The 15,811-nt window shown below is 44.4% G+C and carries 16 protein-coding genes and 1 pseudogene; 11 read left to right on the top strand and 6 right to left on the bottom strand.

Annotated elements, in window-relative coordinates; genetic code table 11:
• Positions 1-138: 138 nt before the first annotated feature.
• Positions 139-296: pseudogene (locus G3352_RS31135) on the top strand (endo-1,4-beta-xylanase); the annotation flags it as partial.
• A gap of 107 nt (positions 297-403) precedes the next feature.
• On the opposite strand, the gene G3352_RS09085 reads toward G3352_RS31135, so the two are convergent.
• The gene (locus G3352_RS09085) at positions 404-1,741 is read right to left on the bottom strand and encodes a glycoside hydrolase family 30 protein (protein ID WP_163755832.1); all 1,338 of its coding nucleotides are present in this window, start codon (positions 1,739-1,741) and stop codon (positions 404-406) included.
• Positions 1,742-1,861: 120 nt separating this feature from the next.
• Here G3352_RS09085 and G3352_RS09080 point away from each other — a divergent pair, with 120 nt between their 5' ends.
• Complete coding sequence (locus G3352_RS09080; RefSeq protein ID WP_163755831.1) at positions 1,862-2,776, top strand: AraC family transcriptional regulator; 915 nt, start codon at positions 1,862-1,864, stop codon at positions 2,774-2,776.
• Between the two features lie 194 nt (positions 2,777-2,970).
• Here G3352_RS09080 and G3352_RS09075 read toward each other — a convergent pair whose 3' ends face one another.
• Entirely contained in the window at positions 2,971-4,491 is a 1,521-nt protein-coding gene (locus G3352_RS09075; protein ID WP_163755829.1) for a leucine-rich repeat domain-containing protein, read from the bottom strand.
• A 343-nt stretch (positions 4,492-4,834) separates the two neighbouring features.
• Here G3352_RS09075 and G3352_RS09070 point away from each other — a divergent pair, with 343 nt between their 5' ends.
• From G3352_RS09070 to G3352_RS09040, 7 genes are all read left to right on the top strand, one after another.
• Positions 4,835-5,725 (top strand): diacylglycerol/lipid kinase family protein, encoded by an 891-nt coding sequence (locus G3352_RS09070; RefSeq protein WP_163755827.1) that lies wholly within the window; start codon positions 4,835-4,837, stop codon positions 5,723-5,725.
• Between the two features lie 174 nt (positions 5,726-5,899).
• Positions 5,900-6,817 (top strand): aldo/keto reductase, encoded by a 918-nt coding sequence (locus G3352_RS09065; protein ID WP_063565845.1) that lies wholly within the window; start codon positions 5,900-5,902, stop codon positions 6,815-6,817.
• Between the two features lie 274 nt (positions 6,818-7,091).
• Positions 7,092-8,474: a transcriptional regulator gene (locus tag G3352_RS09060; protein ID WP_163755825.1), complete on the top strand. Its 1,383-nt coding sequence runs from the start codon at positions 7,092-7,094 to the stop codon at positions 8,472-8,474.
• Between the two features lie 241 nt (positions 8,475-8,715).
• On the top strand, positions 8,716-8,886 hold the full coding sequence (locus tag G3352_RS09055; RefSeq protein WP_163755823.1) for an aspartyl-phosphate phosphatase Spo0E family protein: 171 nt from the start codon (positions 8,716-8,718) through the stop codon (positions 8,884-8,886).
• A gap of 98 nt (positions 8,887-8,984) precedes the next feature.
• The gene (locus G3352_RS09050) at positions 8,985-9,365 is read left to right on the top strand and encodes a GntR family transcriptional regulator (RefSeq protein ID WP_063565917.1); all 381 of its coding nucleotides are present in this window, start codon (positions 8,985-8,987) and stop codon (positions 9,363-9,365) included.
• A complete protein-coding gene (locus G3352_RS09045) occupies positions 9,362-10,237 on the top strand; it encodes an ATP-binding cassette domain-containing protein (protein ID WP_163755821.1) in 876 nt (291 codons plus the stop codon). The genes G3352_RS09050 and G3352_RS09045 overlap by 4 nt, the downstream gene beginning before the upstream one ends.
• Entirely contained in the window at positions 10,234-10,932 is a 699-nt protein-coding gene (locus tag G3352_RS09040) for a hypothetical protein (protein WP_163755820.1), read from the top strand. Before G3352_RS09045 ends, G3352_RS09040 begins: the two co-directional genes overlap by 4 nt.
• Positions 10,933-10,987: 55 nt before the next feature.
• Here G3352_RS09040 and G3352_RS09035 read toward each other — a convergent pair whose 3' ends face one another.
• From G3352_RS09035 to G3352_RS09025, 3 genes are all read right to left on the bottom strand, one after another.
• Positions 10,988-11,506 (bottom strand): hypothetical protein, encoded by a 519-nt coding sequence (locus G3352_RS09035; RefSeq protein WP_163755819.1) that lies wholly within the window; start codon positions 11,504-11,506, stop codon positions 10,988-10,990.
• Between the two features lie 194 nt (positions 11,507-11,700).
• Entirely contained in the window at positions 11,701-12,474 is a 774-nt protein-coding gene (locus G3352_RS09030; RefSeq protein WP_163755817.1) for an isocitrate lyase/PEP mutase family protein, read from the bottom strand.
• A 71-nt stretch (positions 12,475-12,545) separates the two neighbouring features.
• The gene (locus G3352_RS09025) at positions 12,546-13,595 is read right to left on the bottom strand and encodes a bifunctional transcriptional activator/DNA repair enzyme AdaA (RefSeq protein ID WP_163755815.1); all 1,050 of its coding nucleotides are present in this window, start codon (positions 13,593-13,595) and stop codon (positions 12,546-12,548) included.
• A gap of 368 nt (positions 13,596-13,963) precedes the next feature.
• Between G3352_RS09025 and G3352_RS09015 the strand changes: the two genes are divergently transcribed.
• Positions 13,964-14,215 (top strand): helix-turn-helix domain-containing protein, encoded by a 252-nt coding sequence (locus G3352_RS09015; protein WP_163755813.1) that lies wholly within the window; start codon positions 13,964-13,966, stop codon positions 14,213-14,215.
• A gap of 101 nt (positions 14,216-14,316) precedes the next feature.
• On the top strand, positions 14,317-14,892 hold the full coding sequence (locus G3352_RS09010) for a lysozyme (RefSeq protein WP_099857879.1): 576 nt from the start codon (positions 14,317-14,319) through the stop codon (positions 14,890-14,892).
• Between the two features lie 90 nt (positions 14,893-14,982).
• Here the strand turns inward: G3352_RS09010 and G3352_RS09005 are convergent, their stop codons facing one another.
• Positions 14,983-15,585, bottom strand: coding sequence for a hypothetical protein (locus G3352_RS09005; protein ID WP_163755811.1), 603 nt, complete (start codon positions 15,583-15,585; stop codon positions 14,983-14,985).
• Positions 15,586-15,811: the final 226 nt, after the last annotated feature.

Here is a 15,811-nt window from a genome sequence, read left to right as displayed (position 1 = left end):
CATGTTAGTGCCCAACATCTATACTTTCTGAGGGACAAGCTATACTTTCTACATAGATAATTACAAATATATCCAGTAAAATGAAATTTGTAAGCGCTTACTATTGAATCGAATACTAAAATTCAAAGGAGGAAATAATTCCCTGTACTATGGCAGCATTCCGCGGTTAAAGGTGTAACCCTGTGGGGCTACAATCAGAATCAAACCTGGGTACTGGTTCTCACTTGGTGAATAGCAACGGTACAGAGCGTCCAGCGCTCCAATGGTTGAGAAATTATCTCGCCAATAATCCTTAAGCTGGCATAATCAGTTTCATTAGCTATCACTTGTATCCCAAAAATAGCGCCTGTTCCGCAGATTAGGTAGCGGAGCAGAGCGCTATTTCTTTCTCATACTGTCCTGTCTAGGATTGGGAAATAACAATACTGTTGAAGGAATCAGCCTCCAGCTCGAACCGGAGTGTCTGTCCTTCATACGCCAGATGCAGGTCACGGCTGTCCTTGAACGGATTGTTGATAACAATGACGAGACTATTGTCCGGGTTGCGGAAAGCCACGGCTTTGCCACTCCAGGCTCCAGACAGTCCGACTCTTCGTGCACCAGGCACGACATCATGAGCAAAATGCTTCATCACATAATACTCGGGATTCCGAATGATTCCTTTGGCATCCGGGTCTACCGTAATCATGGAGTTTTGCTCCCACCCCCATGTGCTGCGGCCTTTCGGCTCCAGAACCATGTTCCAGTAAATATACGCATTCACTCCATTACTGAAATAGTGCTGGTACAGATTAAATACATACTTGGCGTAGTTCCACGAGTTGTTACCGTCACCGCACTCATTCTCGGTCTGCATGTAACGAAGCTCCGGGTAGCTCGCGGCTGTACGTTGGATGGCATTTTTGCCTGCCCACTGATAACCGACTCCCTTGATATAGGCGTAGGCTTTGGGATCACTAAGCACCAGTCCGGCATATTCGTCAAAATCATTTGTTTTCTTTTTGATCAATTCTTCCCATGGATCAGGTGCGTTGATCGTTCCCAGCCAAATTTCCGTATCCAGACCGTGCTGATCAAAAGCAGGGCCCAGGTAATCGGCGATAAACTCACGCAGCTGCTCACCTGTCCACATGCAGGAAGGGAATTTCTGATCCGCGATGACTTCGTTTTGTACATGGACCTGATGGATGGTAATGCCAGCGTCCTTGTACGCCTGTATGAATTTGACGAAATACAGCGCATAAGCTTCCAGGATATCCTTCTCCCAGCGCAGCGTTCCATAGTTATAGGCTTTCGGTGACTTCATCCAGGTAGGTGGACTCCACGGTGAGGCGAAGAATTGCAGATTCGGATTATAGGTCAGGGCCTCTTTGATGTATGGAATCAGATATTTGAAATCGCGTTCGATCGAAAAATGTTCCATGGTCACATCGCCGTCCACCTCATTGTGACTGTACCATTGCTCTGCATAATCACTCGCGCCAATGGGTAGGCGACAGATGTTGAATTTATGTTCTCCTTCCGGGTGGAAGAGGGAATGAAATACGTCATGACGCTGCTCCTCATTTAAGTGGGACAGGGCAATATAACCAAGCTCATTAAAGCAACCGCCAAATCCTTCTACAAGCTGATGCTGTTCACCTGTGAGTTTTAAGTTAGCGTTTTCATTTGTAGATGTATAAGAGATCTCTTTCCACGCATGATCTGGTGTAGTGGAATAACCGTGTAATGTCAGGGACATTGGAATTTCCTCCTCGATTGAATCTCAGGTATGATGTACAGTCAGTATATCAAGTCCCATTGCAAAAGAAGATACGCTGAACCGCGTAAAATTTGCCCTAATCCAAGGTGGTGAGAATCCATGATCATTCCTGAACCATACCGTTCTTATCTATCTCCAGAGAGCCGATGGCTTCCTGCAACGGACTGGAACGTCAAGCTGTTTGGTGCTCACATGCAAAAGGTGAAACAGGGCTGGCAAGTGCCGCTGGAATCGCATTTGGCCTTTGAACTGATACTGATTCTGGAAGGATCGCAGACGACGATACTGGAGAACATCCGTTATGATCTCCACGCAGGAGATATATTGCTTATCCCGCCTGGATGCAAACATACCAATGAATGTAATCAGGAGCAGGGGCTTACCTACTTTATTGCCCATTTCAATGTAGATGAGGTTCTGTTTCGCCAAGAGATGAGTAGACATGTGCAGATGATGTTCCCATGTGGCGGCGAGGATAATCAACGATTAACGGAAGTCATGATGAAATGGGTGGACCTGCTTCAGCACAAAGAAGAATATACAACATCAGATCTGTTCCGCATGCAGGCTGGTTTGCTGGAGATTTTGGCGATATTGGCAGAGCAAAGCTCCTCCCGTTCCCAAGAAGCCGTATCGCCTACTGTGGCGCACTATGCAACACTGATTGCCGAGGCAATCAAAAGCCGTTTCAATGCCGGGAATATCCAGCGGGAAGGGCTGGGGGATAAGGAGATTCGGATTGAAGAGATTGCGGCCTCGCTTCAAATCAGCCCTGGATATGCTCTGGAGACATTTCAGAAAGTATACGGCATCTCTCCGCGCAGATATTTGTCTGAACTGAAGCTTCACGAAGCCAAGCAGCTGATACATCAGCCTGATCTTAATCTCACTCGGGTTGCTACCATGCTTGGATATTCCAGTCTTGCGCACTTCAGTCGTCAGTTCAGAAGATGGACTGGCATGAGTCCCAGTGAATACAGGCAGACCCTGGGCAGCATCCGTTTTTTCGATTAAATAATCGCTATTCCGCCAATCGTATTGCTGCCAGCTCGTATCCTGTATACTGCTCATCAAAAATCCCCGCTGATGTTCAGACGGGGACTTCGCTGTGCATGTAACAATCTACATGATGGCATATGAATTAAATTGGAATTGTGCATTGAGAAAAGTTGAGATAAGTGCTCGGTGCTTGATTATGCTTGGCTTAATTAAGGTTGTACATTCTCGGCCTGCGCTTTGTTTTCGAAGATCAGAATCGTTTTGCTGCTTCCGATATACGCAACCGTCGTATTAAATTGCTCCGAAATAAAACGTACCGGGACAAACGCCTTTCCATCTTTCATCAACAGGGGTGCATCGTTTATCGCAAGTGTATCGTCTACAATCACCTGTTTGTTGCCCACGGCCCACCGAACTACTGTACCATTCTGCGCAATCTGAACCTCCTGTGTATCCGGATTCCAGTTCACGCTGGCATTCAATTGCTCGGAGACAAAGCGGAGTGGTACATAGGTCCGTCCTTCATCGATAAAAGGTGCAGCCTCCAGTGCGTAAGCACGATCCCCGACATAGGCTGTGGTAGAGCCTTCAATAAGCCGCTGGAAATTGCCCTGTGGAGTACGCTTCTGCTCCCGCACATTCATCTGGTTTAGCAGGCGCATCGTGTCACTGCCGCTCGCAACATCCAGATAATTATTTTGTACCGTGAGTCCGGCAGGTTCCGGTTCAGAGACCGAGGCCTGCGTACCGGAGGATAAGGAAGTGGAAGCAGAGATATCCGTTATCGTATTTGTATTTGCAGAGCTGTTTCTTGTAAAAGTAAAACCGGCAATCGGTGACAGATCCCACACCCGGTTATTGGACAGTTTCAGTACTTCCAGCTTGGACAGCTGGCGTAACGGCTCCAGATCATAGATCTGATTGGACTCCGCATTCAATTCTTTCAACCCTACCAGGTCTTCCAAGGGTGCCAGATGCTGAACCTGATTCCCGGAGAAGTCTATTGCCTGCAGGCGTGTCATATGCTTCAAGGGCATCAGATCGGAGATCTCGTTGCCTGCCACATTCAGCTTCTGAAGTGTATTCGGAAGATCAGCCAGTACATCCAGTGTATGAATGTGGTTGTTGGCCACATTGAGCTGTTTCAGTTTTCTTTTATCCGCCAGTGGTGTCAGGTACGTTATCGCATTATTCGAGATTTCAAGCCATTGAAGATCATCTGCATCCACCAGTGCGGAGAGACTGGTAATCTGATTACCGCTGGCGTGAAACGTATGTAATCGGGTGAATCCACGTACAACTTCTATGGAAGAAATGGAATTGTTGCTGATATACAGCCGTCCCAGGTCTTTCAAATCAGCCAGTGCATCAATCGATGTAATGTAATTATTGCGAACGTCAACCTCGCGAAGCTGAGTCAGATGCGCCAGCGGTGTTAGGTCTTCAATCTCATTGCCATATAACCGGAGGTGAGTCAGATTCGTGGCGTATTCCAGACCGGACAGGCTTTGAATGCCTGCATTGCTCAGATCCACTACGTGCAGCTGCTCCAGATCGGAGGAAGTTAGCGGGGAATCTACCGGTTTGTTCAGGATCAGCTTCAGTCCGTTCTCCAGTGCAGGATCTTTGATGATTCCTTCGCCCAAGTCTGCCGTAGTATAGGCCATCGCTTGCCCAGCCGCCCCGAGACTCAGGATGAAGACTAGAAATAGTAGAGTCATTCTTCTCATTGCATGAATTCCCTCCGATTCCGATTTTGATGATAGGTAAGTGTACCGTTCTTATGTAATTTGTGAGTACCAATTTATGTCGGTAAACTACTATAGTTACGATATGGACAGATATAATAGATAAACACATCTATAGTTATTAACCCATCATGGGGCAAAAGGAACAAGAAATTCATGACAGGCAGAACATCTACTTCTATTCTATATGATACAAACCCCATACTGCACTCTTCCAGCCATCTTTTTCAAAAAAAATTGTACAACTCCCCCAGATGCTATTCAACTCCATGGCAGAAAGGGTATAGATGAAGTAAGAAAGCCATTTGGAGGAGAAGATGCAGGTATGCGCCAAGCCATGATCATTAGTAATCCATCGTCGGGTAAAGAAGAGGCTCAGCAATATGTGTCCCAGGTACAAGAAATTCTTGAATCACAGCAGTATGAAGTGGTGGTCAATGAGACGGCTGGTGAGGGCGATGCGACCAACTACTGTCTGAGTGCCTGCAAAGATGGCTGTGATCTCATCATTTCCATCGGAGGGGATGGGACGCTGCATGAGACGATTAACGGCATGATGGATCAGGAGCATCGTCCAAGACTGGGTGTGGTGCCGCTGGGTACGGTGAATGATTTTGCGCGTGCGCTGAATATCTCGCTTGATCCGGAGGAAGCCATTCGGCAGTTATGTTCGGAGCAGATCCATAGGGTGGATCTCGGTAAAATCAATGATCGTCTGTTTGCCAACGTGGTGGCAGCTGGTTCATTGGCAGAGGCGTTATTCTCGGTATCCTCTGAAGAGAAGTCGAAGCTGGGTTCATTCGCTTATTTGAAAGAAGGATTGAAAGATTTGATGAACACACCGGCCAAGCCACTCACTATTGAGTATGATGGGCAGTTCTGGGAAGGGGAGTCTCCACTTTTTCTCGCGGCACTGACCAATTCGGTTGGAGGTTTTGAGAAATTGTCCCCGGAAGCAGCGGTGGATGATGGATTAATACATTGTTTTGTGATCCGTAGCATGAACGTATTCAATACGGTTACACTTGGAACGTCCCTATTGTTTGGCAACCTGAAGAACCACAAGGATGTTGATTATTTTACGGCAAAAGAAGTTCACGTCCGTTCTACAGAAGCCATTCGCACAAATGTGGATGGAGAAGAAGGGCCCTCTCTGCCCATTCAAATCAGTGTATTGCCTCGGCATATTGAAGTGATAGTCCCGGAAGAAGTATAGATGAGTGAACGATGCAGAAAAAAACCTCCATTATTCCATATAAGAAATCTAAAATTCCATTGAAACCGATTGCAGTTCTGTGTCACAATCATAGACGGAAGACAAGTATATACTAGTTGGCAAAGATCATGAGAATGAATGTACGATACTATTCGAATATGGAGGGAAATCATCTTGAGAACAATTAAACTTGGCAGCAGCGCACTCGAAATACCGGTTGTAGCCGTTGGCTGCATGAGAATTAATTCATTAAGCAGCAAAGAAGCTGAACATTTTGTTCATTCCGCCATGGAAGCAGGCGCGAACTTCTTCGATCATGCTGATATTTATGGAAACGGGGCTTGTGAGGAGATCTTTGCAGAGGCTGTGCAGATGAATCCCCAGGTTCGTGAAAATATGATTCTTCAATCCAAATGTGGTATCCGCAAAGGCATGTTTGATTTCTCCAAAGAGCACATCTTGAATTCGGTGGATGGCATTCTGCAACGCTTGAAAACCGATTACCTGGATGTTTTATTGCTGCATCGCCCGGACACCTTGGTGGAACCGGAAGAAGTAGCTGAAGCCTTTGATCAGCTAGAACGCGAGGGCAAAGTACGTCACTTCGGGGTATCCAACCAGAATCCGAACCAGATCGAACTGTTGAAAAAATACGTTAAACAGCCACTGGTAGCCAACCAGCTGCAGTTGAGTATTACCAATACCACGATGATTGACAGTGGAATCAACGTAAATATGGAGAACGATGCCGCAGTTAACCGTGATGGCAGTATTCTTGATTATTGTCGCCTGCATGATATCACGATTCAACCATGGTCCCCGTTCCAATACGGATTCTTCGAAGGCGTATTCCTGGGCAGCGATAAGTTCCCGGAACTGAATGCGAAGATCGACGAGATTGCTGCAAAATATGAAGTGAGCAACACGACCATCGCAATTGCCTGGTTGCTGCGTCACCCGGCACAAATGCAGCCAGTGACAGGTACAATGAACATCCAGCGTTTGCAGGATTGCATCAAAGCTGGCGATGTTCACCTTACACGCCAAGAGTGGTACGAAATCTATCGTGCAGCTGGTAATGTGCTGCCTTAAACCCAAATCAATACATAGCAGAATGATCTGCTGTATTGCATGTAAAACACGAGCGTATATAGCGCTCGTGTTTTTATTTTATCCTTTATTTGATGCTTATTCGTTCCCGGTATAAAATAAGGGTAGGGCCTCTATTTTAACAAAAGGATTATTTTGTAATTAATACAAATTAGTTGAATTTATCTTATTGACCCTTGCTTAATTATTACATATAATTACTTTTGCATACCGTTAATCCTGTTTATGGTTTTTTATTTTGGAGGGTGGTGTTAGTTTGGAGCCGACAACCACGATACGCGATCATTTAGAGAGTTATCTGAAGCGTGAGCAGATGTCCATTAGTCTTTTTTCGGAAACGTCAGGAATTAACTCGGGTACGCTGAGCAACATTTTGAACAAGAATCGTCCGATTGCGATGCAGCAGCTGGATCGAATCACTTCAGCTATGAGACTTGAAGAAGGTTACTTCTATGAATTGTATATAGATGAGTGTTTTGTCCATGCTGCCCCTGACTGGCGAAGACTGGGACCATTCCTTCATCGATGTGCAGAATTGAATAAATTGAATTGTATTGAAGATGTTATCCGGTTGATGATGGATAATCTATCTTATATTCCTTTGTTATTTGATCTGGCTGAAGAATTCTACCATGCTGGTAAATTCAAACCGGCCGTTCTACTATATGAAACGATAGCCGAAAGTGAGAAAATGCAACACTCCGAACGGCTTGCACTATGTCAGTATCGACTATTCAGATTGGGGCTGAGCAATGATCAGCAACGAAATCTAATCATTGCGGCCCAATTCGAATACTATGTGGATCGGCTGGATGAACGCTATCAGCTGGATGCGCTCAACGAACTGATCAATGCCTTTGGTGCCTTGCACAGATGGAATAAAGTTCAGGAGCTGTCCGAGAAGCTTAGGGTGAAAGCAACCATCCATTATGAGCTGAATGGAAGAAGGAAACAGGAAGAAACCAAAAGACCAATTGTGTTTTACATTCTGTATTCTTATTTGGCTTCAGGTAGTGCGTGCTATCAACTTAAAGACTATCAAGGCGCGCTTAAATATGTTTCTTTATACACGGATAACGGTTGGGTTAAGAACCCTAATCAAGACGAGATGGTAGTTATGAATCAGTTTCAGGAATGGGCTGAGGGCAACCGTTATATATATCAATTAATGAGCGGACAGTTTGATGTGTTGCCTGAATATTTGAATTACATCTCAACAAAAGAAAATGAAATTTTCCCAGCGCTTTGTGATATTGTGACTGCTGCCAATCGCTATGATAAAAATATTGATGATGTGCTCGAACAGTATGAATCATACTTTACGTACCAGGAACAGAGCAACCGAATTGGAAAGGTTAGCAGACAGGTTACAGATGATCGATATTTACGTCTTTTAGCAGATCTCGCTGCGTATTATCTAAAGAAAGACGAGTATTTCACAGGAATACAATTTGTTCTGGATAGTTTACGATTCTCTATTGAAATTAGCAGTGGACGAGGTATGCTTAGAGGTGTCGGACTGTTTGAGCAATATAGGGAGTTTGCAACTGAGACGGCGAAACAGCAATACAAATTGATCATTAGTGAGGTGCAGAAACTCAATGAAGAGAAAGTTGGCTTTGCTGATAGCTACATGTAGTATTATTATTTACATTGTAGCTCCTGCTACGGAACCTGTCTCAGGCAAGGAAGTTCCAGACCCCGGAATTATGAGAACTGCTGACCACGGATTCGGAACTTAAAAAATTGGTAAGGGACGCTTCTGAATATTCATTCAGAGGCGTCTTTTTTTGCGTCTGGTGGAAGAATAAGTATGTCGTACCCCTTGCGGCCTATCGATTGGCATAATAAACTAAAATATGACAAAAAGGAGGGATACTATGGATTGCCTGGAGTTAATGTCACAGATCGAAGAAGCCAGACAACAGCTTCACCGCTTGCAGTCGGAATACGGCAGTTTGCTTCATCCTGAAGTCATCCATCAATCTGTAGTTCTGGACGGTCTTATTAATCAATACAATCGAGCCAAAATGAAAAAGTTGATTAATTAGTGCTTCGCCTATTTACATATTGGTTTCCGTATACTATAGTTAGTCACATGAGTAACTAACCGACTAACTAATTAACAATGAATGAAAGTTGGAATCGCATGAAATCGAATTTGGATGAATCTCAGCCTATTTTTCATCAGATATCCATGATGATTATGGATGACATTGTAGACGGCAGATTGAAGGTGGAGGAACAGGTCCCTTCAACCAATGAACTCTCTCGCTTTTACAATATTAATCCAGCCACGGCACGCAAAGGGCTTCAAATGCTCGTGGACAAAGGTATCATTTACAAACAGCGAGGTGTTGGAATGTTTGTTGCGAAGGGAGCCAGGGAAGCATTGCTTGTTGAACGAAAGCAGCATTTCTACGAGGAATATATTAAACCTTTACTTGAAGAGGCCAGACGGATTCACATGAATGAGGACATGATTATCGATTTGATCCGGGGCAAGAAAGATAAGGAGAGTGAGTTATGATTCAGATCGAGCAGGTGACCTACAGCTATCAACAGACGCCGGTGCTAAAAAACGTGACGTTACATGAGAGTGAGCCGATCATTAGTGCAATGTGGGGAAGAAATGGTGCAGGCAAAACAACCCTGATGAGTCTGCTCGCAGGCCATAACCGGCCTGATACTGGAACCATTGAAGTGATGGGCCAGGATCCATACAACAACTTGGCTGCGCAGGAGAATCTGTGTTATATCCAGGAGAACCATCCCCTGGGTAGAAATTGGACGATCAACGACATGGTTCGATTCGGTCAATACTTCCATCCTCAGTGGAATCAGGGTCTCGCCGAGCAACTAATCGACATGTTCGAACTGCCAATGAAGAAGAAGATCACCAAATTCTCAAAAGGCATGAAGACCGCCGCTCAGATGATATTGGGTCTTGCCAGTAACGCAAGAGTAACGATTCTGGATGAGCCCACCAATGGACTTGATGCTGAGAAACGTAAATATTTCTACAATACTTTACTGGAGACGTATGAAGATAACCCGCGTCTAATCCTAATATCAAGCCATCATATTGAGGAGATTCAGCCTTTATGTGAGTCCCTCATCGTTCTGCAAGCCGGGGAAGTGTTGTTTAATCAGCCGATGGAAGAGATGCGCGAAAAAGGAGTTCTTCTAACAGGGAGAATTGAAGATGTCAATCGAGTCACCGCAGACGTGAAGGTCATTGAATCTTCCCAGATGGGATCGACCTTGAAAGTGATGATTGATGAGCCATACTCGAAAACATGGAAAGACATCGCTCATACGCATGGGCTTTCCATTGAGAAGGCAACATTACAGGATTATTTGGTCAACAGGACGCGTAATCAGGAGGGGATTAAGCGATGAACTCGGTGAAAGGTACGAATCGGCTGATTCTGGACGATATGCGTTGGTATTTAATGATTTTCTCGTCAATTACACTCATGCTTACAGTTGTCTATCTGGCCATTGGATTCATCTTTGATGTGACGTATACTACTCAACTATTTGGTCCAATGTACGGAGGAATCTGTGCTTTTGCGGTCGCGGGCATCATCACATTGTTTCCGGTTGCGATAGGTATGGGCAGTACACGAATACAGTTTATGAAATCCTTTTATATCATCTCGGTATGGATGGTCGTAGGAACAATTACGATACTGAACGTCATCTATTTCATTATGCATCTTCTCCATGAATATGGAACGCTTGGCGTAACCTTTTATCAACCAGGTATGCTGTATTCAAGTGGATATCATTTTTTTTCCTATCTATGGTTTGATCTGATGATTGGTTTTCTGGTGCTGGGGTTATCCATCTTCTCAACTGTTTGTTGGATTAGATTGGGGATGCGCAACTTTTTTGTCCTATTCTTTGGGGTTAGCTTAATCGTCACGTTGGTAATTGTTCTATCAGATCTGAGCACCTGGGTCCAGTGGTTTACGAATGTCAATCTCATCGCATTGGTCACCACTCTGGGGGTCATTGGAGGTGCTTTGCTTCTGAGCACGTACCCGATGATGAAGAATACGCCGCTTACAATGAAAGGCAGAAAAGACTGATCAGATCAGAAAAACACGAGTGCGTACATACACGCCTCGTGTTTTTTTGTATAAGTTAGGCTTGAGCTTGTGGTTTGAATCCTTCTTCTTTGAGATACTCGCCAGCTTCGCTACGCGTTTCGAAAGCCATATCCAGATTAACACCGGAATACACATACCACATGTCATCTTCATATTTTAAAGTCAGCGTATGTCCATCTTCATCGACCCATGTTCCACCACCTGTAGAGGTTGTAGCCAATGCAGGAGCAGCAGTTTTCACTTGTTCTGGCACCTCGAATTCAACTGCGTTGGGATTGTGAGACATCGCTTGGATCGTTTCATCTAACAATGTGCGTAGATCTGCTTCGGAGTAATCACGAATATTGACGAATCCTTTATTATCGGTCTCATAGTTGGGCAGTAACCCTGCATAGATATAACCGTTACCGTTAGGATGAATATGGAGAGCAACAATCTTTTTCTCGTACGCACTTTCTTCGTAGTGGAAATTAACACGGCCGAGAGAAACATCTTTGCGTTGCAGTTGGGGATACGATTGTAGTACTTCAAGCTTTTGTTCAACGTTAAGCATATTTTCCTCCTGTTAGTGTTGGGTAGTGGTGATTATAACATACATAGGTGAAAAGATAAGCATCAAAAAACAGGCGCAGTCTAGCACCTGTTTGAGGATTCACATCATAGATGATCGCTTATAATAGTAGCATTAATTGAATATCGTGAAAAAGTACGCTTCCCTCTGGTGAAAATGAGAAGCGCGCCTTTCTGTTAATTTCCAGATAGAATACTTTGCCCCAGTTCTTTCAGGTATTCCATCGCTTGCAGATAAGGATAAGGCCCATAGCTTACGCGTGCCACACCCAGCCCAGCAAGTTGTTTTGGTGAAGGCTCATGGGATGTAACCATCACGTTGACCGGAAGCGACGAACATTCACACAACTCCTGAATCAGTTGTTGATTCTGTAAGCCCGGAACAAACAGGCCACTGGCGCCTGCATCTGCGTAAGCCTTGGAACGAATAAGAGCCTCTTCCAGGAGTGCGTGATTGTGTCGTTCAGGTGCATTTTGCAAAAAGATATCTGTGCGGGCGTTAATGAACAGCGGAATGTCTGCCTGCTCCGCAGCTTTCCGGGCAGCCGACAGTCTCAGACATTGCTCCTCCACAGCGTACAGTCCCAATCCGGTGGGAAGCTGATCCTCGATATTAATTCCTACCGCGCCGTGATGGATTACTTGGCGCACATTTTCCTTCACTTCTGACGCAAACCTGCCATACCCTCCCTCTATATCGATCGTTACAGGCAAATCTACGCTTGCTGTAATCCGGGCCAGATTGGCAAGCGCCAGCTGGAATGGCATCGCTTCTCCATCTTGTTCACCGTGGGCAGCAGCTACAGACCAGCTTCCAGTAGCGATTGCTGCTGCTCCAGCAGATTGGATGGCGAGTGCACTCCCGGCATCCCATACATTGACCAGAACCAATGGATTCCCTTTCACATGGGATTGGTGGAACAACATCGCTTTATCTTGTAGGGTACTCATAAGACTTATCTCCTCCGTTACATAGCTGTAATCCTCGTTATACCACTGCCGTTCCTTTCTTATCTCTTGAGTTACTCGGGAACCTGCCTCTCATGGGTTAAAAGCCAGTTCTTACGTGTCAGGCCTCCTCCGTATCCACCCAGTTCACCACTAGCATTGATCACACGGTGACAAGGAATAACAATGGCCAGCTGATTGGCTCCGTTGGCCTGTGCTACCGCTCGACATGCTGTGGGTTTACCCAGTGCATTCGCGATATCCTGATATGACCTCGTCTCTCCCGGTTGGATCGCAATCAATTGCTCCCATACACTCTTCTGGAATGGTGTTCCTAACCAGAACAACGGGGTATGGAATACAGTTAGCGTGCCTTCAAAATACTGCGCAAGTTCCCGTTCAATTGAACGAATCGGTTCTGTTACTCCAGGTACAATGGCTGACTTCGTCCGTTTGCGCAATCGTTCCACTTCACGCTCCAGTCCTCTGCGATCCACGAATTCGAGCAGATATAATGCTTTCTCATCGGCTACAGCCATCATGGGTCCAAGACGTGTGTCGATCCAGGAGGCCTTCAAGACATGTTCTTCATCTACTTGTGTAGGCGCTGCGCCCATGATTCGTGAAAAGGCATCCCTGAACCCGCTGCCGGACTCGTAACCGGTGGACAGCTGGGCATCAATGACCGTTCGACCGGAGCGAATATTTTTCAGGGCCAGTCCCATGCGGCGGGCACGGGCATACTCCACAAAGGTCATGCCAAATCGCTTCTTGAACTGACGTCTGGCCGTAGATTCGTCGATGGATAATGCTTTGAAATCCTGACCTTTCCAGCGTTTCTCCGGATTGTGCTCCACGGCTTCTACCAATATGCGTACCACATCAGATACCTGATTGGGATGAGATAACGGGCGGCAACGCTGACAAGGGCGATACGAAGCAAGCAAAGCCTGCTGCGCCGTCTCATAGAATTCGCAGTTTTCGAACTTTGGCTTCCGGGCGGGGCATGTAGGCCGGCAGAATACACCCGTCGTCTTGACGCCTACATAGAATAAACCTTCGTATTCCGAATCCTTGGCAACCAGAGCCTCATAGTAATGTTCTTTCATTTCAGCAGAAATCATTGGGCGCACGTCCTTATATCAGTAAAGTTTATCCTTGTTGATATTATAAAAAAACGATGCACAGGGCATCGCCGAAAATCAGGCATGAATATTTTTATTTCATCAATACTTACTTATTATTTGCTCGTCCAGTCCAGTTTACCAGAAAGATCCCCAAGAATATGCATAGCCCGCCCATATAGACGTAATCCCGAATGACTTCGCCCAGAAGCAACCAGCCGGATAAGACACCGATTGCCCCACCTGCGGCAAAACAACTTTTTAAAGGATAATGTTCACTATTTGACAGGGTGAAAAAAATATCTGATCTAAGCGATGCCATTAATGCCTTGAAGAATGAAATACAAGAAACGTAAAGCGGTGATTTTATGTTGGCCGAACTTTTAGTACAAGCACAGCAACACCACGATCAGGAGGCAACATTACATGTCCTAGAATCTTTCATACCAAAGATTAAAGCCTCCTTGCGACAAGTCCCCGCTGATTATCAAGATGATTTAAAACAAGAGCTCTATGTCAAAATGATTGAGGTGATACAGACTTTCGATATTAGTGAATTGAATGAAATTTTGGAGCGTGGTTGTAAAAAAAGAGACTCATTTCTCTTTATATATATGTGAAGGCGATACGGCATTGCAGAACACTGGGGAATGGTTTTCTGGCTATGATTCCTCCTTATTGCTCTCATAACTAATAAAAATAACTTTAGGAGTGATTTATTATGGCAAATCTAAGCGCTAATGGAGCAACTTTTATGAAAGGGCATGAGGGACTTAACTTAAAATTCTATGCCGATCCAAAAGGTTTTCCAACCGTTGGATATGGACATCTGATAACAAAGTCTAAAACATACACAGCGAATACAACTTTAACCCAAGCACAAGCTGACGCTCTATCAAAATCTTTGGGACTCAGTTATACTTCTCCAATTACTCAGTCTCAGGCAAATACATTTTTCACCAATGATACTGCAAGTGCTGTATCATCCGTGAATAAAGTGGCACTTCCTGCAGGTATGTCCCTTTCACAAAATCAGTTTGATGCACTTGTTTCGCTTACTTTTAATGCAGGCTCCGGGGTGCTTAGTACCGATGATGTAGTAGCTCTGCTTGCATACAAGCTAATCTACCCATCTTTCCAAGGGCCACGTTCAACTCAGGAACTTGACAATTGTTCTAAACTAGTAAGTAAAGCATTTTCATATGATAGAACCTTAACGAGACGAAGAAATGAAGAAGCAGAACTGTTTTGTAAAGGCTCGGGTTATACTCATAAATATCCAGTATATACACTATAGTTCAATCGTCTTACAACATAAACAAGAAAGGTCAGCCTTTATGGCTGACCTTTCTTTCTTTTATCACAAAATTTATTACCACAAGCAAACTCATTTAGTCATCCGTTTTTCAAGCTCAAAAATAGTCGCCTCTGATAATAAGATCAGCCTATCGTTATTAACAACAAAGAAACTTACGCTAACAGGTATACTGAGCTTTGTTGATGGATCACTTATATCGATGGCTTTTACTACATCATTAGCATTCAGATCCGGCATATCTATTTTATATAGTCTATAAAATGCGTCAGCGTTATCGCATGTTGATGTAATTTCATATAATGGATTCTTCAGCTCATATTGATAATCACTATAGTTTTTAAGTCCTTTAGATGAAAAAAAGTCTTTTTCGATTACAATTTCATCCCCGATAAATTTTTGCCCTGTTGGATATTCAGAAGCATCATTATAAGAATTTGCAAACCCAAGGTGCTTCTTAACTTTCCAAGTTCCGTAAATAAATTTTTCAGTTTCACTATCCAATTTTACACGTCCTTGCGAACAATACTCGGAGGTGCTAGCTGGACTGGTAGACTCCTTTGCTTCAGGTTTTGGCTCACTAGATGTATTTGAACTTGAAGTCGTTTCAACCTTTCCACAAGCTGATGCTAACATCAGCATTATCATCATACAAGCCAATAATGTTTTTTTCATATCTCACACTCCTACTATAAAGTTATGTTTTCGCATGTTTTCTCGCTTGATAACTGAGTTAATCCCCGTATGGATTAAAATCTCCTGTTCCATCGTTTTTTATATCACCATGTGCTAAAAGCTACTTCCATACAGCGAGTAATCCTTCACTGCTGTATAACAAATGGGGGGATGCATTTTCTTTATTTTTCGATGTCGCTCATTTTTCAACAATTTATTCCCCTTT

This window comes from Paenibacillus sp. ALJ109b (assembly GCF_010747435.1).
GTDB classification, from domain to species: Bacteria; Bacillota; Bacilli; order Paenibacillales; family Paenibacillaceae; genus Paenibacillus; species Paenibacillus taichungensis.
Note: the sequence above shows the minus strand (reverse complement) of the source record. Positions and strands in the feature narration are given on the sequence as shown.